The sequence below is a fragment of the Dactylosporangium thailandense genome (genome assembly GCF_059739745.1).
Map to the genome: position 1 here is coordinate 12,323,553 of NZ_AP029195.1, position 26,247 is coordinate 12,349,799.

Genomic DNA, 26,247 nt, shown 5'->3' on the forward strand with positions numbered 1-26,247 from the left:
CCAGCCTAACAGCAGGTAAACGGCGGTGCAGAAAGACGCACCGGACGTCACAAGCGTCACATCTTCAGGCGCGCCCCGGCGATGTCGCGGCTCTCCCAGACCCGCTGCTCGGGCCGGGTGCGGGCCACCACGAGCATCGCCCGGCCGAGCTGGTCGGTGCTGGTGGCGATGCCCGGCGCGAAGCGCACGAGCAGCGCGGCGAGCGGGCTGAGGACGGTGTAGGCGACGCGGTACCAGCGCACGCGGGACGTCACGCCGTGCCGGGGCTGGATGAAGCCGGGGCGGAACGCGTAGCCGGCCAGGTCGAGCGCGGCGACGTCGTCCTCGGTGCGGCCCTTGACCCGCTGCCACATCTGCCGCCCGGCGCGGTTGGTGCCGGCGCCGGAGACGTAGACGAACACCATGCCCGGGCTCTGCGCGGCCATCCGCCGGGCCGCGGCCAGCGTGTAGTCGTAGGTGATCCGGGTGTACTTCGCCTCGTCCATGCCCACGGAGCTCACGCCCAGGCAGAAGAAGCAGGCGTCGTACCCGCTGAAGTCCACGGATCCGAAATCCGCGAAGTCGGCGTGGACCACCTCGCGCAGCTTGGGATGCGTCACACCGGTCGGGGTGCGGGTCACCACCAGGACCTCGGACACGTCCGCGGCCAGCAGGCACTCGTGCAGCACGCCCTGGCCCACCATGCCGGTGGCGCCGAAGACGATCACCTTCATGTCCTTCATTGTGCCTTGATCGCCGAGAGGGTCGCGTTCTCCAGCGTGGTGTAGAGGTCCGAGTCGGTGAAGCCGGGGCCCGTCTCCTCGCCGATGTACACGTCCACGTGCTTGTCGCCGCCGAGCCCGGGGGTGAACTCGTCGACGATCGTCCACGTCGGCGCCTTGAGCTTGGCGCACACCTCCGCGGTCACCTCGGCGGTGCCGCAGCGCTGGACGGTGAACCGGCTGCCGGCCTTGAGCGCGCCGGCGTCGGCGGCGGCCGAGATCCAGGGGCGCAGCGGGCGGCCGGCGGTGTCGCGGGGGGCGGTGTCCATCCAGTAGCCGGTGTCGTAGGACCAGTTCAGGTACCGGCCGTCGCTCGTGCGGCCCGTGCCCTCGTCCTTGACCGCCTTGACGAACGAGGCCGGGAAGGCGCCGAGCCGCTGCTGGTTGCGATTTTTGCCACAGTCGATGGTGGGGCAGCCGGTGACCTCGGTGCTCTTGTCCGTGTGCAGGCTCTCGACCGCCGTGTAGTAGACGGTCACCTCCCAGCCGGTGAGCTCGACCGTCCGGCCGGTGATCGCGGGGATGGGCGGCGCGCTGGACTCCCCGGGGTAGGCGCCGGTCTCGGGGGGATGGCCGGGCGGCTCGCTCGCCAGGGCCGCGGGCTGCTCGTCACCGCCGCACCCGGCCAGCAGGAGGGCGGTGAGCGGAATGAGCAGTTTGCGAATCACATCCGGATTTTGTCACTCATCGGGTGGGCGCCGTTGCTGCTTGCGCCGGGCCGTGTGCCGCTTGGCCTCCAGGCGCCGCTCCACCGCCCCCTTCGACGGCTTTGTCCGTTTGCGCGGCCGGGGCGGCGGGGCGATCGCGGCGGCGATGGCCGCGACCAGGCGCTCCTCGGCCGCGTGGCGGTTCTGCAGCTGCGAGCGGTGCTCCGACGCGGTGATCGACAGGACGCCGTCGACGAGCCGGCCGGCCAGGCGCTCCAGGGCCCGTGCCTTGAGCGGCTCGGGCAGCGCACCCGTCGCGAGCAGGTCGAAGCGGACCTCGACGCGCGAGTCCGTGGTGTTCACCGACTGCCCGCCGGGGCCGCCGGAGCGGCTGAACCGCCAGCTCAGCTCGGCCCGGGGCAGCGTGATGTCGTCCGTCACCCGCAGGTCGTCATCCATGGCGTCCAGCATGCGTCTCGCGGTATGCACCTTGCACCCCAGGGTGACTTGACGGCGGCTCGGCGGAAGCTCGATGTACGCTCAGCGAGGCGAGACGCAGCGGAAAGGTGACACCGTGGCTGAAGCCGTTCAGACGACGGCGCTGCTGGTCGAGGACTTTGACGTCGCACTGATCACCGCCGTCCGTCACGCCGTGAACCGCGGCGCCGCCGGAGCGGGGCTGATCGGGCAGCGGCTTGAGGACTTCGTGCTCGCGGTCAACGAGATCGTCACGAACGCCGTGCGCCATGCGGGCGGCGGCGGCACCCTGCGGATGTGGGTGGCCGACGGGGTGCTCGCCTGCGAGGTCGTGGACAAGGGCGCCGGCATCCCCGAGGAGCGGCTCAGCGGCGAGGCCGCCCTGCCGCCGAGCAGCGCGATCAGCGGCCGCGGGCTGTGGCTGGCCCGGCACCTGGTCGACGACGTGCTCGTGACGACCGGCGAGGCCGGAACAATTGTGCGGCTGAGCAGCGCCCTGTCGGACTAGTCTGCGCGAGTGCTGCGACCCGACTACCCGATCCGGACCGAGCGGCTCACGCTGCGCCCCTTCGCCGACGGCGACTACGACGACCTGCACCTGATGACCGGCGACCCCGAGGTGGTGCGGTACCTCTACTGGGAGGTGCACACCCCGGAGGAGACCCGGGCCGCGCTCGAGCGGCGCAAGGGCCAGGCCGCCCTGACCGAGGAGGGCCAGTGGCTGACGCTGGCCATGCAGGCCGCGCCCGACGGGGAGCCGCGGGTCGTCGGGCAGGTGGTGCTGCGCTGGGCCAGCGTCGCGCACCGGCAGGGCGAGCTCGGCTTCACGCTCAGCCCCGCCTTCCAGGGGCGCGGCTACGCCCGGGAGGCGTCCGAGGCGATGCTGCGCCTGGGCTTCGAGGGCCTCGGCCTGCACCGGATCTACGCCGCCTGCGACACCCGCAACGCCGCCTCGTGGGGGCTGCTCACCCGGCTCGGCATGCGCCGCGAGGCGCACTTCGTCGAGGACGAGATCTTCAAGGGGGAGTACGGCGACCAGTACATCTACGCCATGCTCGACCGCGAGTGGCGCGGCCGTCAGACCTCGTCCACATAGCGCCAGGCCCCGCCGACCTTCTCGAACCGGCTCCGGTCGTGCATCTTGCCCGGCCGGCCGTCGGTGACGAACCGCGCCTGGAACTCCACGATGCCCTCGGTGTCGAACAGGCCGCCCCCGGACCGCTCGAGGATCGTCAGCCCCTGCCAGTTCTGGTCGGCCTCCAGCGTCAGGGCCCGCGGCTTGGTCCTCTCGCTCCAGGTGCGCAGCAGGAACCGGCGATCGCCGACGACGTAGGCCGAGTACCGCGCCCGCATCAGCAGCTCGGCGCTCGGCGGCTCCGCGCCGCGGTGGTACTTCCCGCAGCACTCGTCGTACGGCTCGCCGAGGCCGCAGGGGCAGGTGTCGGGCAGGCCGGTTGAGGTCATGCCGAACATTGTTCCCGATGGGTCTGGGGCGACACTCCGCGGACACGCTTGAACGCGGCGCTGAGCGCGAACGCGCTGCCGTAGCCGACCCGCCGGGCGACCGCGGCGAGCGTCGCGTCCGGCTCCAGCAGCAGGTCCGCGGCGAGCGCGAGGCGCCAGCCGGCCAGGTAGGCCATCGGCGGCTCGCCGACGAGCTCGCCGAAGCGCCGGGCCAGCAGCGCGCGGGAGACGCCGACCTTCGCCGCGAGGTCGGCGACCGTCCAGGTCAGGGCCGGGTTGTGGTGCAGCAGCCGCAGGGCCGGGCCGACGATCGGGTCGGACTGGGCGCGGTACCAGCCCGGCGCCCCCGAGCCCGGCCGGGCCAGCCAGGTGCGCAGCGCCGTGATGAGCATGAGGTCCAGCAGCCGGTCGAGCACCGCCTCCTGCCCGGGCCGGTCCTTGGCGATCTCGTCGGCCAGCAGCGCCACCAGCGGCGTGTCCCACTCGGCCCGGGGCACCACGAGCACCCGGGGCAGGGCGGTGAGCAGCCGCCGGCTCACCTCGCCGGCGAGCTGGTAGGCGCCGGTGAGGATGAGCGTCGGGCCGTCGGGATCGGTACCCCACGTGCGCACCCCGAGGTGCATCTCCTCGGCCAGGTCCACGCCGTCCGGGGTGGCGCAGCGCTGCCCGGGGTGGATCACGATCTGCGGGGCGGTGCCGGGCGGCTCGGCGACCGTGTACGCCTGCGGCCCCCGGATCACCATCACATCCCCCGGCCCGGCGACCGCGATCTCGCCGTCGTCGCCGACGTAGGAGGCCTCGCCGCGCACCACCGCCGCGATGGCCAGCGCGGCCTCGTCCTGGATGCGCAGCGACCACGGCGGCGTCAGGACCGAGCGGAGCAGGAAGGCGCCGCGGGCCCGGGGCCCGTCGAGCAGTGCGGTGAGCGCGTCCACCCCATCACCGTAGACGGTGGCGTATGCATCGGCGCGTCTCGGCCATGGTGCGTCTCAGCCCGGGCCGATTCACTGGGATGCATGAGAAACGTCGTCCTCGCCGCCACCACCCTGCTCGTCGGCCTCTCCGCCGGCGTCTTCTTCGCCTACTCCACCTCGGTCATGCTCGCCCTGCACCAGGTCGAGGACCGGACCTTCATCGACGTGATGCAGCGGATCAACCGGGTCATCGTCAACGGCTGGTTCATGACCGCGTTCCTCGGCGCGCTGCTGCTCGCCGTCGTCGCGGTGCTGCTGCACCTGTCGTCCGGCCATCGGGGGCCGCTGCCCTGGCTGGTGGCGACGGCGGTGCTGTACCTCGTCGTCGTGGCGGTCACCGTGGCGATCAACGTGCCGATGAACAACACGCTCGAGGCCGCCGGGCCGGTCGCGCGGATCGCCGACCCGGCCGCGGTGCGCCAGGCCTTCGAGGGCCCGTGGACGGGCTGGAACCTGGTGCGCACCATCGCCTCGGGCGGCTCGCTGCTGACTCTGGCGCTGGCCCTGATCAGAGCGTGATGGCGACCTTGGCCCGGTCGATCGACTCGGGGCGGCCGGGCCGCCGGGGTTTTCAGTGGCGAGGGCCTGGTTGAGCTCCACGAACGGGCGCATCCGGGCCTCGTAGGCGGCCAGCCCGCCCACGCCGGAGCGGGCCAGCTCCTCGGCCAGCACGTAGGCGCCGACCAGGGCCAGGCTCGTGCCCTGCCCGGACAGCGGCGAGGGGCAGTAGCCCGCGTCGCCGAGCAGAGGGACCCGCCCGGACGACCACGCGTCCAGCCGGACCTGGGCCTGCGCACCTTGCTGGACGGCCTGGCCGCCACCGTCTTCGGCGACCAGCCCAGGGCCTAGCCAGGACCTAGCCAGGACCTAGCCCAGGGGCTGGAAGTGGTAGCGCTCGTCGGGCTGGCCGTTGCAGTCGAAGATCCGCGCGACCGCGCCCGGCTGCGGGTTGCCCCCCTCGATCGTCAGGCAGCGGCTGCTGTTGGGGTTGAGCAGGCGGTACCCGCCGTTGTCGGGCACCAGCTTCCACAGCTGGCCGATGTCGGCGTGGCAGTCCCACAGCCACACCTGGGCGTAGTTGTCCTTCGAGTTGTTGCTCACGCTCAGGCACCGGTTGTCGGCCGCGTTGACGAACTGGAACGTGTCCTGGGACGCGCCGATCGCCTGCGGCACCCACATCTCGGTCGCGTTGTTGCCGTCGCAGCCCTGCTGGGTGGTGTTGCCGCCGTTGCCCCCGTTGGCCTGCAGGCACAGCTGCGAGTGGTCGGGGCGGATCAGCGACGGCTTCGCGGCCAGCAGCGCGGCCTTCGGCGGCGTCGGCGACGGCGTCGGGCTCGGGGTGGGGCTGGGCGGGGGCGCGGCCGACGGCGGGGGAGCCGGGGCGGAGGAGTCCTCGCCGGCGCTGAGCGGGGCCTGCGTCGCGCTGGCCGCCTGGGGATCGTCGGACATGAACGCCCGGGCCCCGAAGACGATGCCCACGACGACCGCCAGCACGGCGACCGCGGCCGCGCCGAGCAGGACCTTGTCGTGCTTCGGCCCGGGCAGCGAGGGGCGGGGCCCGCCGTAGACGGTCATGGCCGCACAGCATAGATCACCGTCCGCCCCCGACAACCTGTCAATCCCGCTGCTCAGGAGTTCACACTGTGCGGCCGACGGGTAGTGGGACAGAGCCATAAACTCCGCCTTGGACACACAGCGCAATGACGCGCTGAGTGGAGAGGGGTCAACGTGAAGGTCGCAATTCCGCGCGAGGTCAAGAACCACGAGTACCGCGTGGCGATCACGCCCGCCGGCGCCCACGAGCTCGCCGCGAACGGGCACGAGGTCTTCGTCGAAACCGGGGCCGGCGAGGGCTCCTCGATCACCGACCAGGAGTACCGCGAGGCCGGCGCCACCATCCTGCCGTCCGCGGACGACACCTGGGCCGAGGGCGAGCTCATCCTCAAGGTCAAGGAGCCCATCGCCGAGGAGTACCACCGGATGCGCGCCGGCCAGGTCCTCTTCACCTACCTGCACCTGGCCGCGTCCAAGGACTGCACCCAGGCCCTCGTCGAGCGCAAGGTCACCGGCATCGCCTACGAGACCGTCGAGCTGGCGGACCGCTCACTGCCGCTGCTCGCCCCGATGTCCGAGGTCGCCGGGCGGCTGGCCCCGCAGGTCGGCGCCTATCACCTCATGCGCGCGGGCGGCGGGCGCGGCGTGCTGCTCGGCGGCGTCTCCGGCGTCTACGCGGCGAAGGTCGTCGTCATCGGGGCCGGCGTCTCCGGGCTCAGCGCGGCCGCGATCGCGCTGGGCATGCAGGGCGAGGTGCTGCTGCTCGACAAGAACATCGCCCGCCTGCGCGGGGCCGACGCCATCTACCAGGGGCACCTGCAGACGATCGCGTCGAACGCGTACGAGATCGAGAAGGCCGTTCTCGACGCCGACCTGGTGATCGGCGCGGTGCTCGTGCCCGGCGCGAAGGCGCCCAAGCTCATCAGCAACGAGCTGGTCAAGCGCATGAAGCCGGGCAGCGTGCTGGTCGACATCTCGATCGACCAGGGCGGCTGCTTCGAGGACTCGCGGCCGACCACGCACGACGAGCCCACCTACCGGGTGCACGACTCGATCTTCTACTGCGTGGCGAACATGCCCGGCGCGGTGCCGCACACCAGCACCTACGCGCTGACCAACGTCACCCTGCCCTACGTGCAGGAGCTGGCCAACCGCGGCTGGCGCGAGGCCATGCGCCGCGACCCGGCCCTGGCCCTCGGCCTCAACACGCACGACGGGCACGTCACCTACGGCCCGGTCGCCGACGCGCACGGCATGGCCCACGTCGCCCTGCAAGACGTCTTGACAGGGAAATCAGCATAGGACGCATGGTGGACCTGCGCCGCGCCGTCGACTCCTATCTCGACCACCTCACGGTGGAGCGGGCGCTGGCCGCCAACACCCTGGCGTCGTACCGCCGCGACCTCGACCGGTATCTGGACTGGCTGGTCGCGGCGGGCATCGCCGACCTCGCCGACGTGACCACGCGGGACATCGCCGCCCACGTCGCCGACCTGCGCGCGCCCGCCGGGGACGCCGTGGCGCTCTCGGCCTCCTCGGCCGCCCGCGCCGCCAGCGCCGTGCGTGGCCTGCACCGCTTCGCCCTGCTCGAGGGCCTCGCCCCGAGCGACCCGTCCCGCGAGGTGAAGCCGCCCGCGCTGCCCAAGCGGCTGCCGAAGGCGCTCGACGTCGACCAGGTCTCGCGGCTGCTGGCCGTGCCTGGGGCCGCGCAGGGCGGGCCGCTCGACCTGCGCGACGCGGCGCTGCTGGAGTTCCTCTACGGCACCGGCGCCCGCATCTCCGAGGCGGTCGGGCTCGCCGTCGACGCCCTCGACCTCGACGCCCGGCCGGGGATGGCGACCCTGCACGGCAAGGGCGGCAAGACCCGGCTCGTGCCCATGGGCAGCTACGCGCGCTCGGCGCTGGACGCCTACCTGGTCCGGGCCCGCCCCGCCCTCGCCGCCCACGGCACCGGGTCGCCGAACGTGTTCCTCAACGCCCGCGGCGGCGCGCTGTCGCGGCAGAGCGCGTGGACCATCCTGCGCAAGGCCGCCGACCGGGCCGGGCTGCCGGTCGACGGGCCGTCGGGGGTGTCGCCACACACCCTGCGGCACTCGTTCGCCACGCACCTGCTCGACGGCGGGGCCGACATCCGGGTCGTCCAGGAGCTGCTCGGGCACGCCTCGGTGACCACGACGCAGGTGTACACGCTGGTGACCGTCGACCGCCTGCGCGAGGTGTACGCCACCGCCCACCCCCGCGCCCGCTGACTTGGAGGCCAACGCTTGTTGGCCTAGGGTCGCGCCTGTGACCGTTCGCCGCTCGGATGCCACCCGCGCCGCCATCCTGCAAGCCGCCCGGATCCGCTTCGCCGAGGACGGCTACCAGCGGGCCACCATCCGCGCGATCGCCGCCGACGCCGCCATCGACCCGTCGATGGTGATGCGGTACTACGGCAGCAAGGAGCGCCTCTTCGCCGCGGCCGTCGACATCGACCTGCGCATGCCGGACGTCTCGGCCATCCCGCCGGAGCGGATCGGGCCGGAGCTGGTGCGGCACTGGGTGCGCCGCTGGGAGGAGGACCCGACCGGCGACGTGCTGCTGACCCTCCTGCGCTCGGCCACCACCGACGAGACCGTCGCCGAGCGGGTCCGCGGCGTCTTCGCCGAGCAGATCGTGCCCCTCGTGCGCCGGCTCTGCGGCGGCGACGAGGCCGAGGCGCAGCAGCGGGCCGGGCTGCTCGCCACCCAGATGCTCGGGCTGGCGATCTGCCGGCACATCCTGCGCATCCCGCCGGTCGCGCACATGCCGGCCGAGACGGTGGTCGAGCGGATCGGGGCGACGGTGCAGCAGTACCTCACCGGCGCCCCGTGACACCCTCGCTCACTTGTGGCGGTTGTACATCCTCGGCGTCTGCGGGTTGCCGCCCTTGCCGACGCCCCGGCCGCCCCGGCCGCCGCCCCCGGTCGGGAACGTGCGGTTGGCCTGGGCCCGGCGAATCGCCTCGAGCGGGTTGGCCGGCTGGTCCTCGGGGCTCTCGGCGGCCTCTGCGGCCTCGGTCGCCTCGGTGGTGGTGGTGTCTTCCGGTTCGTGGTTCACGGCAGGCATGAGCGTCTCCTTCGCGGACGGCGGGCTGGCTGGTGGGCAGGCTGTGGCCGCGCGGCGAAGGGGGAAGAGATGAACCCACAACGGGGGCCGTCCGGCTGGACCGGCTCAGGCGGTCAGCGGCGGCACGCGCGGCGTCGATGGGCTCAGAAACGCATGGACCAACGGTAACAGCACCCCGGCCGCTCGCGCACGCGCGTTTTTTCCTCCGCGGCCGGGGTGCCGTCGTGACCGGCTCAGTTCGCGAACACCTTCGCGGCGGGTGGCCAGCTGCCGCTGTCGCCGAGATCGCCCTCGAGCTTGATGCCGAGCGCCAGCTGGGTGAGCGGGGCGGTGAGCTTCGTGTTGCTGGCCTCGGCGTAGACGTACGTCGTGCCGGTGTCGGCCACCTTCGTGCAGCGGATCTGCCCCTCGCAGTCGAGCCGGCCCGCCAGCTTCGGCCCCGCGTCCGTGCGCCCGGCCGCCAGGGTCAGCACCGGCAGGTCCTCGAAGATGTACGGCTGGTAGATCGGCAGCGCCGGGGGCTTCGCCGTCAGCCGTGCGGCCGACACCACCTCGTCGCCGGTGAACACGTCGCCGCCGTAGCTCACGGACAGCAGCTGGTAGCCCCGCGGTACCGTCGCCGACTGGAACGCCACCGGGAACTGCCGCGGCACCGAGGGCACGAGCCCGTCCGCGATCGCGAGCAGATGCTCACGGTCGGGCACGTTCTCCCACGCCGACCAGTAGATCGCCGCCCAGGCGCCCTCGGTGTACTGCCAAGTGAGCGTCGGCACCAGGCTCGCGCGCCCGATGAACGCCCGGTCGCCCGGCGTCGTCGGAGCGTTCATGCTGCCGGCGTAGGCGAGCAGCCCGGTGCCGCCGTCGCGCAGCTGGACCTTCTCGCCGCCCTTCTCGAACAGCGCCGGCTCGAAGGCGCCCGGGCGGTACACCACGAGGAGCCCGCCGGTGGCAACGCCCTTCGCCTTCGCCGGCACGCCCGGAGCGGCCGACTGCACCGGGTCCGCCGCCTCGGCCGACTCCGACGGCGTCGGCTCGGCGCGGGGCACCGTCACGATCGTGGACTGCTGGTAGGCGTTGGTCACGACGTCGGGGTCGCCGACCTGATACGGCCCGGCCTTGTAGCCCTGGTAGGTCGTGCTGAACGCGGCCGCCTCGGCGAACGCGGTCGGCACCGGCTTCGCGGGGCTGGCCAGCCCGCTCGGGTCCACGGCCGGGGTCAGCGCGCGGGGCGCGCCGGTGAGCATCAGCACCGCGGTGACCGCCGCGATCGCGGTGACCGCGCCACCGCCGACGGAGGAGAGCAGGGTCAGCCGCCGGCGGCGCCGCACCAGGTGCCGGCCCGCGGCGGTGATGTCGTCAACGCTGAGCCGCGGTGGCGGCGCGTCGTCCCGGACCGACGTCAGCAGCGTGTGCAGATCCTGTTCCATGCCCTTCCCTCCCGTCCTGCTCGCGGCCGATCCCGATACCACCCGCTGGAGTGCCCTGCGCAACGTCGTCACGGACACGGAGCTCGTCCGTGCCCAGGAGCGCGCGGAGCGCGGCGAGCCCGCGGGCGGTCTGACTCTTGACGGTCCCCGGCTGGCGGCCGAGCACCTCGGCGGTCTCCTCAACGCTCAGCCCCTCGTAGTACCGCAGGACCAGCACGGCGCGCTGGCCCGGTGCCATACGGGCGAGCGCGGCGCGAATCCGGAGCCGCTCGTCGACCTGATCGGCGTGGTCGGGGCCGGGCAGCTCGGGCAGCGCGTAACCGGCCGACCGCTCACGGCGCCGCCAGGGCCGCCGCGACTCGTCGACCAGCGCGTGCACGATCGCCCGCCGCACGTACGCCAGCGGGGTGTCCACCTTCGTCCAGCGCACGTACAGCTTGGCCAGGGACGCGGCCACCGCGTCCTCGGCGGCGTGCCAGTCCCCGCACGTCAGGTAGGCGAGCGAGCGCAGCCCGTCGAATCGCGCGGTGACGAATTCGCGGAAGTGCGCCTCGTCGTCTTGGTTCACCCGTTCGGGCTCCCTTCGTCCGGGGGTAGACGCAAGCGCCCCGGGAAGGGTTGCACACGATCCGAGAAATGTTCGTCGCGTGTTTGTCCGTATTTCAGCCGTTACCGTTGGCGATCGTCGCCTCGACCGAGGCCGGTGGCGGGGTCGGGGCCTCCGTGGTGGGTGGGGGCGGCGTGGTGGTCTTCGTCACCGGCGGGGCCGAGGAGACCGGATTGTTGTCCGGCGCCGGGGAGCTGGGCGGGGCCGTGTCCGTCGCGCTGGGGCCGCCGGCGGATGCGGCCGGGGTCGGGTTGTGCGACGCGTTCGGGGCGCCGGGTGCCTTGTCCGGCTCCGAGGCCGCCGGCGTGGCCGACGCGGTGGGGCGGGCGTCCGGGTAGCTCGGGTCGGACGCCTTGCGCGACAGCGCCACGACCGCCAGGATCACGCCCGCGACCAGGGCGATCACGGCGGCGGTGGCGGCGATCGGCATCCAGACCGGCCGGCCGGGGGAGTCGTCGCCGGGGACGGAGCCCGGCGCGGTGATCACCGTGGTGGGCGCGGAGGCGCGGACCGCCGGGGCGAGCGCCGGGTCCTCCGCGGTGCCGTCGCGCGCGGCGCGGGCCGCGGCCGCCATCGCCGCGGCCGTCGGGAACCGGTCCTCGGGGTCCTTCGCCATCGCGCGCTCGATCAGCGCCCGGGTCGCGGCCGGCAGGGTTGCGGGCAGCGGCGGGGGCTCGTCCTGCAGGTGCTTGATGGCGATCTCGAGCGGGGAGTTGCCGGTGAACGGCGGGGCGCCGGTGACGCAGTGGTACGCCACCACGCCCAGCGCGTAGATGTCCGCCGACGGCGAGATCTGGTGGCCCGACGCCTGCTCCGGCGACATGTACAGCGCGGTGCCGATCACCGCGTTGAGCTTCGTCACCGCGGTCACCTGGGCCGAGCGGGCCACGCCGAAGTCGACCAGCGTCACCGCGCCGTTCTCGCCGACCAGGAGATTGCCGGGCTTGACGTCGCGGTGGATGATCCCCATCTCGTGCGCGGCGTGCAGCGCGTCGGCCGCCTGCGCCACGACGTCGAGGGTCTCGCCGACCGACAGGGTGCCCTCGGCCGTGATGCGCTCGCCCAGGGGCCGGCCGTCGACGAACGCCATGACCAGGAACAGCGTGCCCTCGGGGGTCTCGCCGTAGTCGTAGACCCCGACGACGCCCGGGTGGCCGATCGAGGCCATGATCCGCGCCTCGGAGCGGAAACGGCTGCCGAACTCGGCGTTGCTGCCGTGGCCCGGGAGCAGCACCTTCACGGCGACGGTGCGGCCGAGCGTCTTGTCGGTGGCGCGGAAGACCTGCCCCATGCCGCCGCTGGCGACGAACTCCTCGAGGCGGTACCGGTCGCCGAGCACGTCCCCTGGTCCCAACACGGCAATGACCGTACCCAACGATGAGCTTCGCGACACGCCGGGCGCGCGGCGCGGTATGTACGCTGCAGGGACGGTAGAGTCGGGCAACGGCTGACTCGCTCCCCCCTAAGGCTGAACGCCGATTTCGGTCCCCGGGGCGGAGACAACGCCGCCGGGAGGGGCGCAGACAGCGATGACAGGCATGGGCGACCAGGCGGAGTCGTGGACCACCACGATGCGCGCCGAGCAGGCCTCGCTTGACCTCGGTGCGGAGCTCGGGCCGGCGGACCCGACCGCGTACACGATGCGCAAGCCGATCCCCGAGCCGATGCCGATGGACCGGCACGGCCCGGCGCGGATCATCGCCATGGCCAACCAGAAGGGCGGCGTGGGCAAGACCACGTCGACCATCAACCTGGGCGCGGCGCTCGCGGAATACGGCCGGCGGGTGCTGCTCGTCGACTTCGACCCCCAGGGCGCCCTCTCGGTCGGCCTCGGTGTCAACCCGCACAACCTCGACCTCACGATCTACAACATCCTGATGGACTCCGACGTGACGGTCGAGGACATCCGGATCAAGACGGACATCGCCGGGCTGCACCTGCTGCCCGCGAACATCGACCTCTCGGCGGCCGAGATCCAGCTCGTCACCGAGGTCGCGCGCGAGATGGCGCTGGCCCGCGTGCTGCGTCCGGTCCTCAAGGAATACGACTTCATCCTGATCGACTGCCAGCCGTCGCTCGGCCTGCTGGCGATCAACGCGCTCACCGTCGCGCACGGTGTGATGATCCCGCTGGAGTGCGAGTTTTTCTCGCTGCGCGGGGTGGCGCTGCTGCTGGACACGATCGACAAGGTGCGCGAGCGGCTCAACTTCGACCTGGAGCTCGAGGGCATCCTCGCGACCATGTACGACAGCCGGACCACCCACTGCCGCCAGGTGCTGCAGCGCGTGGTGGAGGCGTTCGGCGACAAGGTGTACCAGACCGTCATCACGAAGACCGTGAAGTTCCCGGAGTCGACGGTCGCGGGCGCGCCCATCACCACGCTCGACCCGGCCTCGTCGGGGGGCGCGCAACTATCGGCAGCTGGCGCGGGAGGTCATCGCGCAGCAGGCCGAGCGGCGTCTCTAATAGGGGCTTTTCGCTGTTCGTGCGCTAGGTTCTTCGCGTGACTGAGCCGGTTGTGGAGTCGTCGGCGCCCGCGGTGGTGGACGCCGAGGCGCCGGTGCTCGCCGACGTGCCGGCTCCCGACGCGCCCGCTCCCGACCTGCCGGCGCCGGACGTGCCGGACGCGCAGCCGGCGACGCCGGCCCCCTCCGGCTTCCAGGTGAAGCTGTCCAACTTCGAGGGGCCGTTCGACCTGCTGCTGCAGCTCATCGGCAAGCACAAGCTCGACGTCACCGAGGTCGCGCTGCACACGGTCACCGACGACTTCATCTCCTACATCCGAGCCATGGGCGACGACTGGGACCTCGACGAGACCTCCGAGTTCCTCGTGATCGCGGCCACGCTGCTCGACCTGAAGGCGGCCCGGCTGCTGCCGTCGGCCACGGTCGAGAACGAGGAGGACCTCGCGCTGCTCGAGGCGCGGGACCTGCTGTTCGCGCGGCTGCTGCAGTACAAGGCGTTCAAGGAGGCGGCCGCGCACATCCAGGGGCTCGAGGCCGTCGGGTCGCGGCGGTACCCGCGCGCGGTCTCCCTCGAGCCGCAGTACGCGGAGGCCCTGCCCGACCTGGTCCTCGGCATCGGCCCGAAGCGGCTGCTCAAGCTCGCCGTCCGGGCGTTCACGCCCAAGGTGCCGCCGGTGGTCTCGGTCGCGCACATCCACCAGGTGCGCGTCAGCGTCCGGGAGCACGCCAACCTGCTGCGCGACCGGCTGTTCGAGCGCCGGGTGGCGACGTTCGCCGAGCTCTGCGCCGACTGCGAGACGACCCTCGAGGTGGTGGCCCGGTTCCTGGCGCTGCTGGAGCTGTACCGCGAGAACCTCGTCGGCTTCGAGCAGGTCCAGGCCCTCGGCGAGCTGATCGTGCGCTGGACCGCGGCCGAGGACGCGAACGTGGAGATCCAGGTCGAGGAGTACGAGGGGTCGCCGGCGCCCGCCGCCAAGGAGCCGGAACCGGGCGACGCCGCAGGATCCCTGGACGATGGCGCCGGTTCGGTGGCAGCTTCGGAGTCGCCGGGGGCGCAGCTCGCCTCGGCCGCGGCGGACTCTGCCGGTTCGGCTTCGGAGTCGCCGGGGGCGGAGCACGCCTCGGCCGCGGCGGACGTGGACAACGAGGTGGACGAGTGAACGAGGACGACAAGCCCGCCGGGTCGCTGGCCGATCAGGCCGCGAGCTGGGTGCCGCCGTGGGCGCGTCCGAAGCCGGAGCCGGCGGCCGCTCAGTCGTTTCCCGAGCTCCAGTGGCAGTCCGACGAGCCCGCGGGGGAGGACTCGCCCTCGGCGTCTGAGCTTTCGCCTTCGTCTGAGCCTTCGCCTGAAGCTGAGGGCGAGATTGAGCCTGAAGCTGAGATTGAGCCGGTCGCCGCTGAGCCCGAGCCCGAGGCGGAAGTTCGGGCGGTTGTCGCTGAGCCCGAGCCCGAGGTTCAGCCGGAGCTGGAGCCGGAGCTTGAGTCCGTAGCGGAAGTCGAGCCGGTCGTCGCCGAGCCCGAGGGCGAGGCGGTTGCCGACACGCTGCCTGGGCTTGAGGCGCCGGCCCCGGAAGCGGCCGCGGAACCCGTCAAGCCCGAGATGGGCGACGCCGAGCTGCGGGGCGCCGTCGAGGCCATTCTGCTCGTCGTCGACGAGCCGACCAGTGAGGTCACGCTCGCCCAGGTGCTCGACCAGCCCGTCGAACGGGTGGTGGGGGCGCTTGAGGCGGCCTCAGCGGAGTACACCCGGCTGGGTTTCGGTTTTGATCTTCGGCGTGTGGCCGGGGGCTGGCGGCTCTACACCCGGCCCGAGTATGCGGCCTACGTCGAGAAGTTCGTGCTCGACGGGCAGCAGATCCGGCTGACACAGGCCGCGCTGGAGACACTCGCCGTGATCGCGTACAAGCAGCCGGTGACCAGGTCGCGCATTTCCGCCATCCGGGGTGTGAACTGTGACGGCGTGGTCCGTACGCTGGTAACGCGGGGCCTGATCGAGGAGATCGGCAGCGAGCCCGAGAGCGGCGCGTTCCTCTACAAGACGACCACGCTGTTCCTGGAGAAACTCGGCCTGGACAGCGTCGAGCAGCTGCCCCCGCTCGCCCCGTTCCTGCCCGACGACATAGATGAGATCGCCGATGCCCAGCGTTGACCCGTCAGTTGACTCCGACTCCGTGCCCGCGCCCGGGTTCGCCGGACCCGAGTTCGAGGGCTCGGCCTTCGACGCCCCGCCCGACGCCGAGGTGCCGCGGCGCGAGGAGCGGCTGCAGAAGATCCTGGCCGCCGGCGGCCTCGGGTCGCGCCGCGCCTGCGAGCGCATGATCGACGAGGGCCGGGTCACGGTCAACGGCCGTGAGGCGAGCCTCGGCGACAAGGCCGACCCCAGCCGCGACGCCATCCACGTCGACGGGCAGCGCCTGGTGACCGACACCCGGCTGGTGTACATCGCGCTGAACAAGCCGCGCGGCGTCGTCTCCACGATGGACGACGAGAAGGGCCGCAACGCGATCTCGGACCTCGTGCCCAACATCGAGTCGCGGGTGTTCCACGTGGGCCGCCTCGACCAGGACAGCGAGGGCCTGATCCTGCTCACCAACGACGGCGGGCTCGCGCACAAGCTCATGCACCCGTCCTACGAGGTGGCCAAGACCTACCAGGTGGAGATCCCCGGCCCCGTCCCGCGCGCGATGGGCCGCGAGCTCAAGTCCGGCGTCGCCCTCGAGGACGGTCCGGTGAAGGTCGACTCGTTCCGGGTCGTGGACGCCTACGGCAAGGTGGCCCTCGTCGAGGTGGTCCTGCACGAGGGCCGCAACCACATCGTCCGGCGCATGTTCGACGCCGTCGGCTTCCCGGTGCAGCGGCTCATCCGCACCCAGATCGGCCCGATCCGCCTCGGCGACCTGCGGCCGGCGCGCACGCGGCACCTGTCGCAGGCCGAGATCGGGGCGCTCTTCAAGGCCGTCGGGGAGTAGCGCCTCCGCCTGTCCGCATCGGACCGGGATGCGGACAGGCCCTGTCCTGTACGCGGGCGATACTGAGCCCATGCTCGAAACCTCGGCGCGACTGCTGGCCCTGCTGTCCCTGCTGCAGGCCCGCCGCGACTGGCCCGGCCAGACGCTCGCCGACCGGCTCGAGGTCAGCCCGCGCACGGTCCGCCGGGACGTGGACCGGCTGCGCGAGCTGGGCTACCCGGTGCAGGCGACGCGCGGGCCGGACGGCGGCTACCGGCTCGACGCCGGCTCCGAGCTGCCGCCGCTGCTGTTCGACGACGACCAGGCCGTGGCCGTGGCGGTCGCGCTGCAGACGGCCACGATGTCGGTGCAGGGCGTCGAGGAGGCGGCGCTGCGGGCCCTGGCCACGGTGCGCCAGGTGATGCCCGCGCGCCTGCGCCACCGCATCGACGCCCTGCAGGTGACGCGCGTGGCGAAGAGCACCTGGCGCGAGGGCGACATCGACGCCGAGCACCTGCTCGCGATCGGCGCGGCGGTCCGCGCCCGCGAGGTGCTGCGCTTCGACTACGAGGGCCGCCGCGAGATGCGGGAGGGCCCGGCCGGCCAGCGCCCGCCGCGCCGAGCCGAGCCGCACCACCTGGTGACCTGGGGCGGGCGGTGGTACCTGATCGGCTGGGATCTCGAACGGGCGGACTGGCGCATGTACCGCGTCGACCGCATGTCCCCGCGCACCCCCAACGGCCCCCGCTTCCAGCCGCGCCCGCTGCCGGCCGCGGACGTGGCCGACTTCGTGGCGGAGCGCTTCGAGCGCCAGGACCTGTCCCCCTGCAAGGGAACGGCGATCCTGCACGCCCCGGCCGCGGCGGCGAACGACTGGATTCGCGGGCAGGCGCTGGTCGAGGACGCGGGCCCGGACCGGTGCCGGGTGACGGCGGGCTCGTGGTCGTGGACGGGGCTGGCCGCGTGGTTCGGCATGTTCGACGCGGACTTCGAGCTGGTCGGCCCGCCGGAGCTGGTCGAGGCCGGGGCGGCCCTGGCCGAGCGGTTCGCCCGCGGCTCGGGCCGCACCGGCAGGATGCCGCACTAGCTTCGGGCTGCACCAGCTCAGGCCGCGCCGACCTCTCACCACGTCGGCTCTTGCCGCGCCGACCTCTCGCCATTTCGGCTCTTGTCGCGCCGACCTGTCGCCGCACCAGCTCTGGAGCGCTGGCTCTCGTCACGCCGGCTTACTTGTCACGCGGGTGCTTGTGGCGTCGACTTTTCCCGCAGCGAGCTTCCCGCAGCGAGCTTTTCCGCACCGAACGGTCGAACCGGATATGTCGGGCGCTGGCGCGCCGCGACATATCCGACATTTCGTATATGCGACTTAGGCGGCCTTGCGGACCGTCTTCAGGGCGTTGCCCCAGGCGATCGTCTGGTCGAGGACCGTGGTGAGCGTGGACTCGTGCTGCGGGCCCGGCTTGAAGACCGAGAAGTTCTCGAAGTCGGTGAAGAGCGAGAGCGCGACCTGGGCGCGTACGTCGGCGATCTGCAGCTCGCCCGCGATCAGCCGCAGGTGCTCGACCGCGCGGGTGCCGCCCGCGGAGCCGTAGCTCACGAAGCCGGCCGCCTTGTTGTTCCACTCGGCGTAGAGGTAGTCGATCGCGTTCTTCAGCGCGCCGCTGGTCGAGTGGTTGTACTCGGGCGTGACGAAGATGTAGGCGTCGAACTCGGCGATCTTGGCCGACCACTGCTTGGTGTGCTCGTTGGCGTACTGCCCGAACGACGGCGGCGCGGCCTCGTCCAGGTGGGGCAGGTTGTAGTCGAGCAGGTCGACCAGCTCGAACTCCGCGTCCGTGCGGCGGCTCGCGATGTCGTAGACCCACTTGGCCACGGCCTCGCCGTTACGGCCCGGACGCGTGCTGCCGAGGATGATTCCGACCTTGGTCACAGCGTGGTTCCTCTTTCTGCGCGGCGCCACCGGGGAAGGGTGACGTGTCACCGAGACGATAGCTCACAACAACGGTGACGTGTCACCCACACCCGTAGACTTCCGGTGTGATGGATCCGGGGTGGCTGAACGAGCGGGAGCAGCGGGCGTGGCGCGCGTACCTCGCCCTCAACGCCGAGGTCCAGCGCCGCACGGCCCGGCAGTTGCTGCGGGAGACGGGGCTCACGATCGCGGAGTACGCGGTGCTGGCGCGCCTGTCGGAGGCGCCGGGCGGGCGGCTGCGCGTGTTCCAGCTGCGAGTCGCGGCCGACTGGGAGAAGACGCGGCTCACGCACCAGATCACCCGGATGACGGCCCGGGGGCTGGTGGCCCGGGAGCCGTGCGCCGACGACCCGCGCGGGGCGTTCGTGGTGCTGACCGAGGCCGGCTGGGAGGCGGTGGCCGCGGCGGCGCCCCGGCACGTGGCGCACGTGCGGCACTGGTTTTTCGACGCGCTGGGCCCCGAGCAGGTGGACGCGCTGCTGGGCATCGCCGACTCGGTGCTGTCGCGCCTGCCCGTGGCCGACCGCACGATGGGCGAGCCGTGTACGCAGCGCCCTGTTTGCCCAGACGACTCCGACATTTCCGAAATGTCGGAATGTTCGCCGCGCGGGGGCGGAGCCGGGTCCTGCGACGCGGTCGGCGAGGAGGTTCCGCCCTGTGATGCGGCCGGCGAGGAGGTCCGGCTCCTTGATGTGGCTGGTGAGCTTGATGTGGCTGGTGAGAATGTCCGGCTCCTTGATGTGGCCGGTGAGGAAGTCCGGCTCCTTGGTGCGGCTGGTGAGGAAGTCCGGCTCCTTGGTGCGGCCGGTGAGGAAGTCCGGCCCTGTGATGCGGCCGGCGAGGAAGTTCCGCCGTGTGACGAGGCTCCCGCGGTCTGCGACGAGGCGGGCGAGCCGGCCACTCGTTGAGGAGGCGGGCGGGCGGCTGCTCGTTGGCGAGGCGGGCCGGTCGGCTGCTGTTGAGGAGGCGGGCGAGCCGGCTGTTCATCGGCTAGGTGGGCGAGCCAGCCACTCGATGGCCAGGTGGGCGAGCCGGCTGCTCGTTGACAAGGCGGCGAGTCGGCTACTTGTTGAGCGAGCGAAGTTGAGCGAGCGAACGAGCGCGTCGGTGCGCTGTGCCATCCCGGGGAAACCGGATGTGACGGCGGCCTCCCGTGGGCGGGCGTCATCGGCGGGTCAAGTACTGTTTTGAAGGGCTTCATCGAGTCAGAGGAGACGGGCGTGCACGACGAGGGCCGGCAACTGGTGATTGCCGTCGACGGGCCGTCCGGCTCCGGCAAGTCCACCATCTCCCGCCGAGTCGCCCAGGCGCTCAACGCGCGCTACCTGGACACCGGCGCCATGTATCGCGCGGTCACCTACGCGGTGCTGCGCGACAACGTCGACCTGGGCGACGCCGACAAGATCGCCGCGGTCGCCGACGGCGTCGAGCTGGTCGTCGGCACCGATCCGGTGAGCCCGCACGTGAGCGTCGACGGCGTCGGTGTCGACCGGGAGATTCGCGGGCCGGAGGTCACCCGGGCGGTGTCGGCCGTCTCGGCGGTCCCGGCCGTGCGTGCCCGGCTCGTCGCCCAGCAGCGCGCGATCATCACCGAGTCCGGGCGGATCGTCGTCGAGGGACGTGACATCGGCACCGTCGTGGCGCCCGATGCCGACCTCAAGGTCTACCTCACCGCCGACGCCGAGGAGCGCGCCCGCCGCCGCAGCAGCGAGAACGCGACCGACCGGGCCGCCACCGCGGCCGACCTCGCGCGGCGCGACCGGCTCGACTCCACCCGCGCCGCCGACCCGCTGCGCCAGGCCGACGACGCCGTGGTGCTCGACACCACCGCGCTCGGCATCGACGAGGTGGTCGAGCGGCTGCGGCGCATGCTCGACAAGGTGACGGCGTGAACGCAGCCCCCGCGGACGTCTCCCGGGCCGGGATACGCCGGGTTCCCGGCTGCCCGCCCGGCGGACCACGACCCGCAAACGAACGCTCGGACCGAGCCGGGATCCGCGAATTGAACCGGGCCGGGTTGCGTGACGAGGATCGGGCCGGGATTCGCAACAACGACCGAGCCGGGTTGCGTAACGAGGACCGGGCCGGGATCCGCAAAAACGACCGAGCCGGGGTGTGCAACAAGGACCGGGCCGGGATGCGCTGGAAGGTGACGGCGTGAACGCAATGCCCGCGGACGTCTCCCGCGAGATTCTCGACGAGAGCGACGACATGGACATCGAGCTCAGCCTGCCCATCGTCGCCGTCGTAGGCCGTCCCAACGTCGGCAAGTCCACGCTGGTCAACCGGGTCCTCGGGCGCCGGCAGGCGGTCGTGGAGGACGTCGCCGGGGTGACCCGCGACCGGGTCGCCTACGACGCCGAGTGGTCCGGCCGGAACTTCACGATCGTCGACACGGGCGGCTGGCTGCCCGACGCCCGCGAGCGGGCCAAGGCCATCGCGACCCAGGCCGAGATCGCCGCGCAGACCGCCGACGTGGTCCTCTTCGTCGTCGACGCCACGATCCCGCCGACCGCCGACGACGAGGCCGCGGTGCGCATGCTGCGCCGCAGCGCGAGCAAGGTGATCCTCGTCGCGAACAAGGTCGACAACGATCGGATCGAGAGCGAGACCGCCAGCCTGTGGGGCCTCGGGCTGGGCGAGCCGTTCCCGGTCTCGGCCCTGCACGGCCGCGGCTCCGGCGACCTGCTCGACAAGATCCTCGAGCACCTGCCCGCGGCCCGCCCGGTCGAGCCGCGCGAGGCCGGCCCGCGCCGCATCGCGCTCGTCGGGCGCCCCAACGTGGGCAAGTCGAGCCTGCTCAACAAGCTGGCCAAGGAGGAGCGCGCGGTCGTCGACTCGGTCGCGGGCACCACCGTCGACCCGGTGGACAGCCTCGTGGACTTCGGCGGCGAGACCTGGCACCTCGTCGACACCGCCGGCCTGCGCAAGCGCGTCTCGCACGCGAGCGGGACCGAGTACTACGCGTCCCTGCGCACCAACGCGGCCATCGAGGCCGCCGAGGTCGCGATCGTGCTGCTGGACGCGAGCGAGGTCATCTCGGAGCAGGACCAGCGGATCATCACGATGGTGATCGAGGCCGGCCGGGCGCTCGTGATCGCGTTCAACAAGTGGGACCTGGTCGACGAGGACCGGCGCTACCAGCTCGGCAAGGAGATCGACCGCGAGCTGCGTCGCGTCCCGTGGGCCGTGCGCGTGAACGTCTCGGCGCTGACCGGCCGCGCGGTGGACAAGCTGGCGCCGGCCCTGCGCACCGCGCTGGCCAACTGGGAGCGCCGGGTGCCGACGGGCCAGCTCAACCAGTGGCTGACCGCGCTCGTCCAGGCGACCCCGCACCCCGTGCGCGGCGGCCGCGCCCCGCGCGTGCTGTTCGCGACCCAGGCCGGTGTGTCCCCGCCCAAGTTCGTGCTGTTCACGACGGGCGTCCTGGACCCGGGCTACGTCCGCTTCGTCGAGCGCAAGCTGCGCGAGGAGTTCGACTTCACCGGCACGCCGATCCACATCACGGTGAAGCCGCGAAAGAAGAACAAGAAGTAGCCGCGAAGAGGAACAAGAAGTAGCCGCGGAAGAAGAACAAGAAGTAGCCGCGAAGAGGAACAAGAAGTAGCCGCGGAAGAAGAACAAGAAGTAGCCGCGAAGAGGAACAAGAAGTAGCCGCGGAAGAAGAACAAGTAGTAACGCGGCGGGCGAAGAACAAGAAGTAACGCGGCGGAAGAAGAACAAGCAGGAGCGTCAGGCGCGCTCGGTGTGGAGGCGGTCGGCCAGCACCGTGAGCCGGTCGGCGTGGTGCTCGATGGCCCGGATCATCCGCCGGTCGTCGTCGCCGCTCACGCGGTCGCCGAGGATCTCCGCGTAGCCGCGGATCGGCGCCAGCCCGGAGCGCAGCACGAACGAGAGGTCCTCCGGCTCGGCGATCTCGGGCGCGGGGCGGTTGCGCCGGGGGAGCAGCGCCTCGGCGCCGGCGGCGAGCACCACGAGTACCACGAAGACGGTGAGTCCCAAGGTGCGCTCCCTGTCGAAGTCCGGCCGGTTCCAGGGCTGACTTCGGCGTGCCCGGGGCATCCGTGAGCACCGGGCACCGGACCGCACCCGGTTGACCCCGAAAATCAGTCGGCCAGGGCGAAGATCTCCGCGTGCATCTGGGTCTTGGGCACGCCCAGCTTGCGCAGCGACGCGAGGACCGTGTCCGTCATGGCGGTCGGCCCGCAGACGTACACGTCGCGCTGGCGGATGTCGGGCACCAGCGTGGTCAGGTGCTCCGGGCTCAGCGGCGGCGGGTTCGTGTCCTTGGTGCGGCCGACGACGAGCATCAGCGTCGCACGCTTGGTGTGCGCGAGGTCGCGCAGCTCGCTCAGCAGCGTGGCGTCGGCCTCGGAGCGGACGCGGTACATGAGCACGATCGGGCCCTCGAGCACCTCCATCAGCGACCGGATCGGGGTGATGCCGACCCCGCCCGCGATCAGCAGCGTCGAGGACTTCGTGCGGTGCTTGGCGGTGAACGCGCCGTAGGGGCCCTCGACGAAGACGCGGGTGCCGACGCGGAGCTTGCGCAGGCCCGCCGTGCCGTGCCCGACGGCCTTGGCGGTGAGCCGCAGGGTCCGGCCGTCCGGCGCCTGCGACAGGGAGAACGGGTTGACCTGCCACCAGCGGCCCGGGGTGAAGAAGCGCCACAGCATGAACTGCCCGGCCTCGGCCGGCATCCGGTCCAGGCCCCGCCCGGTGACGTACACCGAGGTCACGTCGTCGGACTCGGCCACGACGGCGGACACGCGCAGGCCGTGGCGGAGGTTGCGCCACAGCGGCAGCGCCATCCGGCCGAGCACGAACAGCCCGATCGCGACCGTCCACAGGACCCACCAGTAGACCTTGGCCCAGGTGGCCGGCTGGGAGATCGGGTTCTCGATGGTCTGGTGCACGATCGCGAACCCGATGACCGCATAGGTGCCCAGGTGGACGAGGTGCCACAGCTCGTACGGCAACCGCCGCCGCACCGCCCGGGTGGAGGCGAGCACGACGACGAACAGCAGGGTGCCCGAGATGACGCCGGCGAGGGTCCCGAGCGAGCCGAGCCACTTGTCCGCGAGGGTGCCGAACGGCCAGTGGTTGATGCGGGCGTACGCCCACGAAGCGAGCGTCGCGTGCACCACGATCGTCCAGGCGAGCCCGATGCCGACCCAGCGGTGCCAGGCGGTGAGCTGGCCGAGCCCGAGCCGCCGGTCCAGCCACGGCACCCGCGCCACGAGCACGAGCTGCAGCGCGAGCAGCACCGCGGCGTGCAGGCCGAGGAAGCGCCCGGCGGCGAGCATGGCGCTCGGCGCGTCGGTCGCGGTGAAGAACAGCGCCTCGACCGCGGCCGCGTTGGCGAGCGCGGCGGCGACCAGCGCGAACGTCGCCCGCTGGGGCCCCGTCCCGCCTCGCGGCCGCCGGTGCCGCTGCACCCGCTCCGAGACGGCGGCCCTGGGGTCGTGCATCCGGATCGGCGCTTGCACACTGCTCGTGGGGGTGCTCATCAGGCCTCGAATCGGTCGGAAAGGGCGTAGCGCAGGAGTACCACGTCGTCCATCTGCCGCACGTCCACCACCGTGGCGCGGTGGCCCGGGTGCCACGGGAAGCGGCCGTCGCCGACGAACCGCGGGGCCCGCCCGTCGCCGACGAAGAACGGCGCGATCACGAGCTGCAGCTCGTCGACGAGCCCGGCGGTGAGGAACATCGTGTTGATCGTGCTGCCGCCCTCGACCAGCAGCCGTCCCACCCCGCGGGCGGCGAGGTCCTCGAGCACGAAGGCGGCGCCGACGGGCTCGCCGCCGTCGACGACCTCGGCCCGCCCGCCGAACCGGGCCCGGTTGTGGCGGGCGGTCGTCGTCGCGCAGTACACGATCTTCTCGGTGTCGCCCTCGGTGAAGAACCGCGAGCCGGGGTCGACGTCGCCGTGGCCGAGGATCGCGACCTTCGCCGGGGGCGGCAGCCCGTCGCCGGCCCGCCGCTCCCGGCGCTCGGCCGCGCGCACGAGCAGCCGCGGGTTGTCGCGGCGGATGGTGTTGGCCCCGACCAGGATCGCGTCGCAGCCGGCCCGCATCGCGTCGACCCGGTCGAGATCCTCGCTGTTGGAGAGCACCAGCCGCTCGTCGGTCGCGTCGTCGAGATACCCGTCCAGCGACATCGCGCAGCTCAGCAGCACGTAGGGTCGCGCCCGCGAAGTCTGCACAGCCGCATTGTCCCAAGGCGCGAGCGTCGCCTCACCGAGCGGCGGCACGGCTCGCCTTTGCCGCGAGGTATCCCGCGTTGGCCGGGCTGAGGAACACCCCGGTCGGCACCGAGTCGGCCACCGTGATCCCGAGCCCGCCGAGCTGGTCGGCCTTGTCGGGGTTGTTGGTCAGCAGCCGGATGCGGTCCACGCCGAGGGCGTCGAGCATCTGGGCGGCCGCGGAGTAGTCCCGCTCGTCCTCGGCGTGGCCGAGCGCGATGTTGGCCTCGAAGGTGTCCAGGCCGGTGTCCTGCAGCGCGTAGGCGTCGAGCTTCGAGTACAGCCCGATGCCCCGCCCCTCCTGCCGCAGGTACAGCAGAAAGCCCCCGGACTCGGCGATCCGCTCGATCGCCTCACGCAGCTGCGGCCCGCAGTCGCAGCGCTCACTGCCGAAGATGTCCCCGGTCAGGCACTCGCTGTGCAGGCGGACCAGCGGCGCGGCGCCCCCGTCGCCGCTGCGGCGCACGGCGCCGGCCCAGTCGCCGAGGCCGAAGGCGACGTGCTCGCGGCCGTCGACCAGGCCGTGGAACGTGAACAGGCGGGCGGTGGTGGAATACCCGTCGAGGAGCCGCAGCGGCACGGTCACCTGCGTGCGCATGGTTGCCCCAGGCAGTGTTTCGAACATCCCTCTCCTTCAGCTGGCCACGGTGCGTCGGCGGAACAGCAGGACCACGACGCCGGGAAGGCTCGACACCAGCACCAGTACCCCATAGACGGTCGCCGTAGCGACGCCTTGCGCGGCGGTCAGGCCCGCGGCGGCGAACGCCCAGGCGGCGACGCCCTCCCGCGGCCCGAATCCGCCGATGTTCGCGGGCACCCCCATCGCCAGCAGCGCCAGCAGCGTCAGCGGCAGCAGCTGCCCGGCCGGCGCGGTCAGGCCGGCCGTGCGCGCGGCGACGATGAAGGTGACCAGATGACCGGCGACCGCGACGGCGGAGAAGAAGACGACCCCGGGCCAGATCCGCCGGGCGAGCAGCACCTCGCGGACGTCGGTCCGGGCGGTGCGCACGGCCCGGCGCCACCACTGCGGCCCGCGCCGCCCGGCGACGAGCGCGAGCACGGCCACGACCAGCGCGAGCCCGGCCGCGACGGCGGCGATCCGGGGCATCAGCGGGCGCACCGGCGAGGGCAGCGCCCAGAGCAGCCCGACGGCGAGGGTGAGCTGGACGACCTGGCCGGCGGTGCGCTCCCACACGACGGCGCGGATGCCGCGGCCGACGTCGCCGTCCTCGCGCCCGTGGCCGACGGCCCGGTCGACGTCGCCGAGCACCCCGCCCGGCAGCGTGGAGTTGATGAGCACGGCCCGGTACAGCTCCGCGACCGCGGTGTGCAGGGGCAGCCGCAGGCCCAGCCCGCGGGCGACGAGCCGCCAGCGCCAGGCGCACGCGACGATCGTGGCCGCCCCGACGCCGACCGCGGCGACGATCGCCCACGCGTCGATCATGCGCAGCCCGGCGAGGAAGGGGCCGCTGCCGACCCGCCAGACGAGCACCGCGAGCACGGCGAGGCCGGCGACGGTCCGCACGAGACCCCAGTTGATCGCCCGGCGACCCGTGGTGGGCACGACGGCGGCGGCGTTGGCCATGGGGGCTCCCTTCCGGACGATCTCTCTTGTCATAC

General features: G+C 72.4%; 29 protein-coding genes and 1 pseudogene. 14 read left to right on the plus strand and 16 right to left on the minus strand.

Annotated elements, in window-relative coordinates; translation table 11 throughout:
* Positions 1-56 precede the first annotated feature (56 nt).
* From AC6JBM_RS55595 to arfB, 3 genes are read right to left on the minus strand one after another with little or no spacing between them, the layout of a single operon-like run.
* On the minus strand, positions 57-713 hold the full coding sequence (locus tag AC6JBM_RS55595; protein WP_497981475.1) for an NAD-dependent epimerase/dehydratase family protein: 657 nt from the start codon (positions 711-713) through the stop codon (positions 57-59).
* A 5-nt stretch (positions 714-718) separates the two neighbouring features.
* Positions 719-1,429, minus strand: a complete 711-nt coding sequence (locus AC6JBM_RS55600; protein WP_497981476.1) for a hypothetical protein — start codon at positions 1,427-1,429, stop codon at positions 719-721.
* A 12-nt stretch (positions 1,430-1,441) separates the two neighbouring features.
* On the minus strand, positions 1,442-1,867 hold the full coding sequence (gene arfB / locus AC6JBM_RS55605) for an alternative ribosome rescue aminoacyl-tRNA hydrolase ArfB (RefSeq protein ID WP_350621345.1): 426 nt from the start codon (positions 1,865-1,867) through the stop codon (positions 1,442-1,444).
* Between the two features lie 115 nt (positions 1,868-1,982).
* Between arfB and AC6JBM_RS55610 the strand changes: the two genes are divergently transcribed.
* Both AC6JBM_RS55610 and AC6JBM_RS55615 read left to right on the plus strand, forming a co-directional pair.
* Positions 1,983-2,393: an ATP-binding protein gene (locus AC6JBM_RS55610; RefSeq protein WP_350621343.1), complete on the plus strand. Its 411-nt coding sequence runs from the start codon at positions 1,983-1,985 to the stop codon at positions 2,391-2,393.
* A 9-nt stretch (positions 2,394-2,402) separates the two neighbouring features.
* Positions 2,403-2,981: a GNAT family N-acetyltransferase gene (locus AC6JBM_RS55615; protein ID WP_497981477.1), complete on the plus strand. Its 579-nt coding sequence runs from the start codon at positions 2,403-2,405 to the stop codon at positions 2,979-2,981.
* Here the strand turns inward: AC6JBM_RS55615 and AC6JBM_RS55620 are convergent.
* Positions 2,963-3,349 carry a YchJ family protein gene (locus AC6JBM_RS55620; protein ID WP_497981478.1) on the minus strand — a complete coding sequence of 129 codons (387 nt, stop codon included), beginning with the start codon at positions 3,347-3,349 and terminating at the stop codon, positions 2,963-2,965. The genes AC6JBM_RS55615 and AC6JBM_RS55620 overlap by 19 nt on opposite strands.
* Positions 3,346-4,284 carry an AraC family transcriptional regulator gene (locus tag AC6JBM_RS55625; protein ID WP_497981479.1) on the minus strand — a complete coding sequence of 313 codons (939 nt, stop codon included), beginning with the start codon at positions 4,282-4,284 and terminating at the stop codon, positions 3,346-3,348. Before AC6JBM_RS55625 ends, AC6JBM_RS55620 begins: the two co-directional genes overlap by 4 nt.
* Before the next feature lie 81 nt (positions 4,285-4,365).
* On the opposite strand from AC6JBM_RS55625, the gene AC6JBM_RS55630 reads away from it, so the two are divergent.
* The gene (locus tag AC6JBM_RS55630) at positions 4,366-4,842 is read left to right on the plus strand and encodes an anthrone oxygenase family protein (RefSeq protein ID WP_497981480.1); all 477 of its coding nucleotides are present in this window, start codon (positions 4,366-4,368) and stop codon (positions 4,840-4,842) included.
* A gap of 348 nt (positions 4,843-5,190) precedes the next feature.
* Here the strand turns inward: AC6JBM_RS55630 and AC6JBM_RS55635 are convergent, their stop codons facing one another.
* Positions 5,191-5,898, minus strand: coding sequence for an RICIN domain-containing protein (locus tag AC6JBM_RS55635; RefSeq protein ID WP_497981481.1), 708 nt, complete (start codon positions 5,896-5,898; stop codon positions 5,191-5,193).
* A gap of 153 nt (positions 5,899-6,051) precedes the next feature.
* Between AC6JBM_RS55635 and ald the strand changes: the two genes are divergently transcribed.
* From ald to AC6JBM_RS55650, 3 genes are read left to right on the plus strand one after another with little or no spacing between them, the layout of a single operon-like run.
* Positions 6,052-7,179, plus strand: a complete 1,128-nt coding sequence (ald, locus tag AC6JBM_RS55640) for an alanine dehydrogenase (protein ID WP_497981482.1) — start codon at positions 6,052-6,054, stop codon at positions 7,177-7,179.
* A gap of 5 nt (positions 7,180-7,184) precedes the next feature.
* On the plus strand, positions 7,185-8,126 hold the full coding sequence (locus AC6JBM_RS55645) for a site-specific tyrosine recombinase XerD (protein ID WP_497981483.1): 942 nt from the start codon (positions 7,185-7,187) through the stop codon (positions 8,124-8,126).
* A gap of 37 nt (positions 8,127-8,163) precedes the next feature.
* Positions 8,164-8,730 carry a TetR/AcrR family transcriptional regulator gene (locus tag AC6JBM_RS55650; RefSeq protein WP_497981484.1) on the plus strand — a complete coding sequence of 189 codons (567 nt, stop codon included), beginning with the start codon at positions 8,164-8,166 and terminating at the stop codon, positions 8,728-8,730.
* 9 nt (positions 8,731-8,739) lie between these two features.
* Here AC6JBM_RS55650 and AC6JBM_RS55655 read toward each other — a convergent pair whose 3' ends face one another.
* The 4 genes from AC6JBM_RS55655 to AC6JBM_RS55670 all read right to left on the minus strand — a co-directional run bounded on the left by AC6JBM_RS55655 (position 8,740) and on the right by AC6JBM_RS55670 (position 12,355).
* Entirely contained in the window at positions 8,740-8,964 is a 225-nt protein-coding gene (locus AC6JBM_RS55655; protein ID WP_497981485.1) for a hypothetical protein, read from the minus strand.
* A 233-nt stretch (positions 8,965-9,197) separates the two neighbouring features.
* On the minus strand, positions 9,198-10,391 hold the full coding sequence (locus AC6JBM_RS55660; RefSeq protein ID WP_497981486.1) for a hypothetical protein: 1,194 nt from the start codon (positions 10,389-10,391) through the stop codon (positions 9,198-9,200).
* Complete coding sequence (locus AC6JBM_RS55665; protein WP_497981487.1) at positions 10,321-10,959, minus strand: SigE family RNA polymerase sigma factor; 639 nt, start codon at positions 10,957-10,959, stop codon at positions 10,321-10,323. The genes AC6JBM_RS55660 and AC6JBM_RS55665 overlap by 71 nt, the downstream gene beginning before the upstream one ends.
* Positions 10,960-11,053: 94 nt before the next feature.
* Positions 11,054-12,355 carry a serine/threonine-protein kinase gene (locus AC6JBM_RS55670; RefSeq protein WP_497981488.1) on the minus strand — a complete coding sequence of 434 codons (1,302 nt, stop codon included), beginning with the start codon at positions 12,353-12,355 and terminating at the stop codon, positions 11,054-11,056.
* Between the two features lie 172 nt (positions 12,356-12,527).
* On the opposite strand from AC6JBM_RS55670, the pseudogene AC6JBM_RS55675 reads away from it, so the two are divergent.
* The 5 genes and pseudogenes from AC6JBM_RS55675 to AC6JBM_RS55695 all read left to right on the plus strand — a co-directional run bounded on the left by AC6JBM_RS55675 (position 12,528) and on the right by AC6JBM_RS55695 (position 17,498).
* Positions 12,528-13,464 (plus strand): annotated as a pseudogene (locus AC6JBM_RS55675) (ParA family protein).
* A gap of 136 nt (positions 13,465-13,600) precedes the next feature.
* On the plus strand, positions 13,601-14,623 hold the full coding sequence (locus AC6JBM_RS55680) for a segregation and condensation protein A (protein WP_497986751.1): 1,023 nt from the start codon (positions 13,601-13,603) through the stop codon (positions 14,621-14,623).
* Positions 14,620-15,612 (plus strand): SMC-Scp complex subunit ScpB, encoded by a 993-nt coding sequence (gene scpB / locus AC6JBM_RS55685; protein ID WP_497981489.1) that lies wholly within the window; start codon positions 14,620-14,622, stop codon positions 15,610-15,612. The genes AC6JBM_RS55680 and scpB overlap by 4 nt, the downstream gene beginning before the upstream one ends.
* On the plus strand, positions 15,599-16,432 hold the full coding sequence (locus tag AC6JBM_RS55690; protein WP_497981490.1) for a pseudouridine synthase: 834 nt from the start codon (positions 15,599-15,601) through the stop codon (positions 16,430-16,432). Before scpB ends, AC6JBM_RS55690 begins: the two co-directional genes overlap by 14 nt.
* A gap of 70 nt (positions 16,433-16,502) precedes the next feature.
* Positions 16,503-17,498, plus strand: coding sequence for a helix-turn-helix transcriptional regulator (locus tag AC6JBM_RS55695; RefSeq protein ID WP_497981491.1), 996 nt, complete (start codon positions 16,503-16,505; stop codon positions 17,496-17,498).
* Between the two features lie 279 nt (positions 17,499-17,777).
* On the opposite strand, the gene AC6JBM_RS55700 is transcribed toward AC6JBM_RS55695, so the two are convergent.
* The gene (locus AC6JBM_RS55700; protein WP_497981492.1) at positions 17,778-18,341 is read right to left on the minus strand and encodes an NADPH-dependent FMN reductase; all 564 of its coding nucleotides are present in this window, start codon (positions 18,339-18,341) and stop codon (positions 17,778-17,780) included.
* A gap of 110 nt (positions 18,342-18,451) precedes the next feature.
* Here AC6JBM_RS55700 and AC6JBM_RS55705 point away from each other — a divergent pair, with 110 nt between their 5' ends.
* The 3 genes from AC6JBM_RS55705 (at position 18,452) to der (ending at position 21,920) form a co-directional block, all read left to right on the plus strand.
* On the plus strand, positions 18,452-19,291 hold the full coding sequence (locus AC6JBM_RS55705) for a MarR family winged helix-turn-helix transcriptional regulator (RefSeq protein ID WP_497986752.1): 840 nt from the start codon (positions 18,452-18,454) through the stop codon (positions 19,289-19,291).
* A gap of 312 nt (positions 19,292-19,603) precedes the next feature.
* Positions 19,604-20,275: a (d)CMP kinase gene (gene cmk, locus AC6JBM_RS55710; protein WP_497981493.1), complete on the plus strand. Its 672-nt coding sequence runs from the start codon at positions 19,604-19,606 to the stop codon at positions 20,273-20,275.
* 319 nt (positions 20,276-20,594) lie between these two features.
* Entirely contained in the window at positions 20,595-21,920 is a 1,326-nt protein-coding gene (gene der, locus AC6JBM_RS55715; protein ID WP_497986753.1) for a ribosome biogenesis GTPase Der, read from the plus strand.
* Positions 21,921-22,115: 195 nt separating this feature from the next.
* Here the strand turns inward: der and AC6JBM_RS55720 are convergent, their stop codons facing one another.
* The 5 genes from AC6JBM_RS55720 to AC6JBM_RS55740 all read right to left on the minus strand — a co-directional run bounded on the left by AC6JBM_RS55720 (position 22,116) and on the right by AC6JBM_RS55740 (position 26,212).
* The gene (locus AC6JBM_RS55720) at positions 22,116-22,385 is read right to left on the minus strand and encodes a hypothetical protein (protein WP_497981494.1); all 270 of its coding nucleotides are present in this window, start codon (positions 22,383-22,385) and stop codon (positions 22,116-22,118) included.
* Between the two features lie 104 nt (positions 22,386-22,489).
* Positions 22,490-23,893, minus strand: a complete 1,404-nt coding sequence (locus AC6JBM_RS55725; RefSeq protein WP_497981495.1) for a ferredoxin reductase family protein — start codon at positions 23,891-23,893, stop codon at positions 22,490-22,492.
* Entirely contained in the window at positions 23,893-24,588 is a 696-nt protein-coding gene (locus tag AC6JBM_RS55730; RefSeq protein ID WP_497981496.1) for a RibD family protein, read from the minus strand. The genes AC6JBM_RS55725 and AC6JBM_RS55730 overlap by 1 nt, the downstream gene beginning before the upstream one ends.
* A gap of 31 nt (positions 24,589-24,619) precedes the next feature.
* A complete protein-coding gene (locus tag AC6JBM_RS55735; protein ID WP_497981497.1) occupies positions 24,620-25,252 on the minus strand; it encodes a GTP cyclohydrolase II in 633 nt (210 codons plus the stop codon).
* A gap of 9 nt (positions 25,253-25,261) precedes the next feature.
* Positions 25,262-26,212 carry a lysylphosphatidylglycerol synthase transmembrane domain-containing protein gene (locus AC6JBM_RS55740; RefSeq protein ID WP_497981498.1) on the minus strand — a complete coding sequence of 317 codons (951 nt, stop codon included), beginning with the start codon at positions 26,210-26,212 and terminating at the stop codon, positions 25,262-25,264.
* Between the last annotated feature and the right edge of the window lie 35 nt (positions 26,213-26,247).

Coding starts and splice junctions, on each gene's coding strand:
- AC6JBM_RS55595 (WP_497981475.1), bottom strand. CDS start 713: ATGAAGGTGATCGTCTTCGGCGCCACCGGCATGGTGGGCCAGGGCGTG.
- arfB (WP_350621345.1), bottom strand. CDS start 1,867: ATGGATGACGACCTGCGGGTGACGGACGACATCACGCTGCCCCGGGCC.
- AC6JBM_RS55620 (WP_497981478.1), bottom strand. CDS start 3,349: ATGACCTCAACCGGCCTGCCCGACACCTGCCCCTGCGGCCTCGGCGAG.
- AC6JBM_RS55630 (WP_497981480.1), top strand. CDS start 4,366: ATGAGAAACGTCGTCCTCGCCGCCACCACCCTGCTCGTCGGCCTCTCC.
- AC6JBM_RS55635 (WP_497981481.1), bottom strand. CDS start 5,898: ATGACCGTCTACGGCGGGCCCCGCCCCTCGCTGCCCGGGCCGAAGCAC.
- AC6JBM_RS55645 (WP_497981483.1), top strand. CDS start 7,185: ATGGTGGACCTGCGCCGCGCCGTCGACTCCTATCTCGACCACCTCACG.
- AC6JBM_RS55655 (WP_497981485.1), bottom strand. CDS start 8,964: ATGCCTGCCGTGAACCACGAACCGGAAGACACCACCACCACCGAGGCG.
- AC6JBM_RS55660 (WP_497981486.1), bottom strand. CDS start 10,391: ATGGAACAGGATCTGCACACGCTGCTGACGTCGGTCCGGGACGACGCG.
- AC6JBM_RS55690 (WP_497981490.1), top strand. CDS start 15,599: ATGCCCAGCGTTGACCCGTCAGTTGACTCCGACTCCGTGCCCGCGCCC.
- AC6JBM_RS55695 (WP_497981491.1), top strand. CDS start 16,503: ATGCTCGAAACCTCGGCGCGACTGCTGGCCCTGCTGTCCCTGCTGCAG.
- AC6JBM_RS55705 (WP_497986752.1), top strand. CDS start 18,452: ATGGATCCGGGGTGGCTGAACGAGCGGGAGCAGCGGGCGTGGCGCGCG.
- der (WP_497986753.1), top strand. CDS start 20,595: ATGGACATCGAGCTCAGCCTGCCCATCGTCGCCGTCGTAGGCCGTCCC.
- AC6JBM_RS55725 (WP_497981495.1), bottom strand. CDS start 23,893: ATGAGCACCCCCACGAGCAGTGTGCAAGCGCCGATCCGGATGCACGAC.
- AC6JBM_RS55735 (WP_497981497.1), bottom strand. CDS start 25,252: ATGTTCGAAACACTGCCTGGGGCAACCATGCGCACGCAGGTGACCGTG.
- AC6JBM_RS55740 (WP_497981498.1), bottom strand. CDS start 26,212: ATGGCCAACGCCGCCGCCGTCGTGCCCACCACGGGTCGCCGGGCGATC.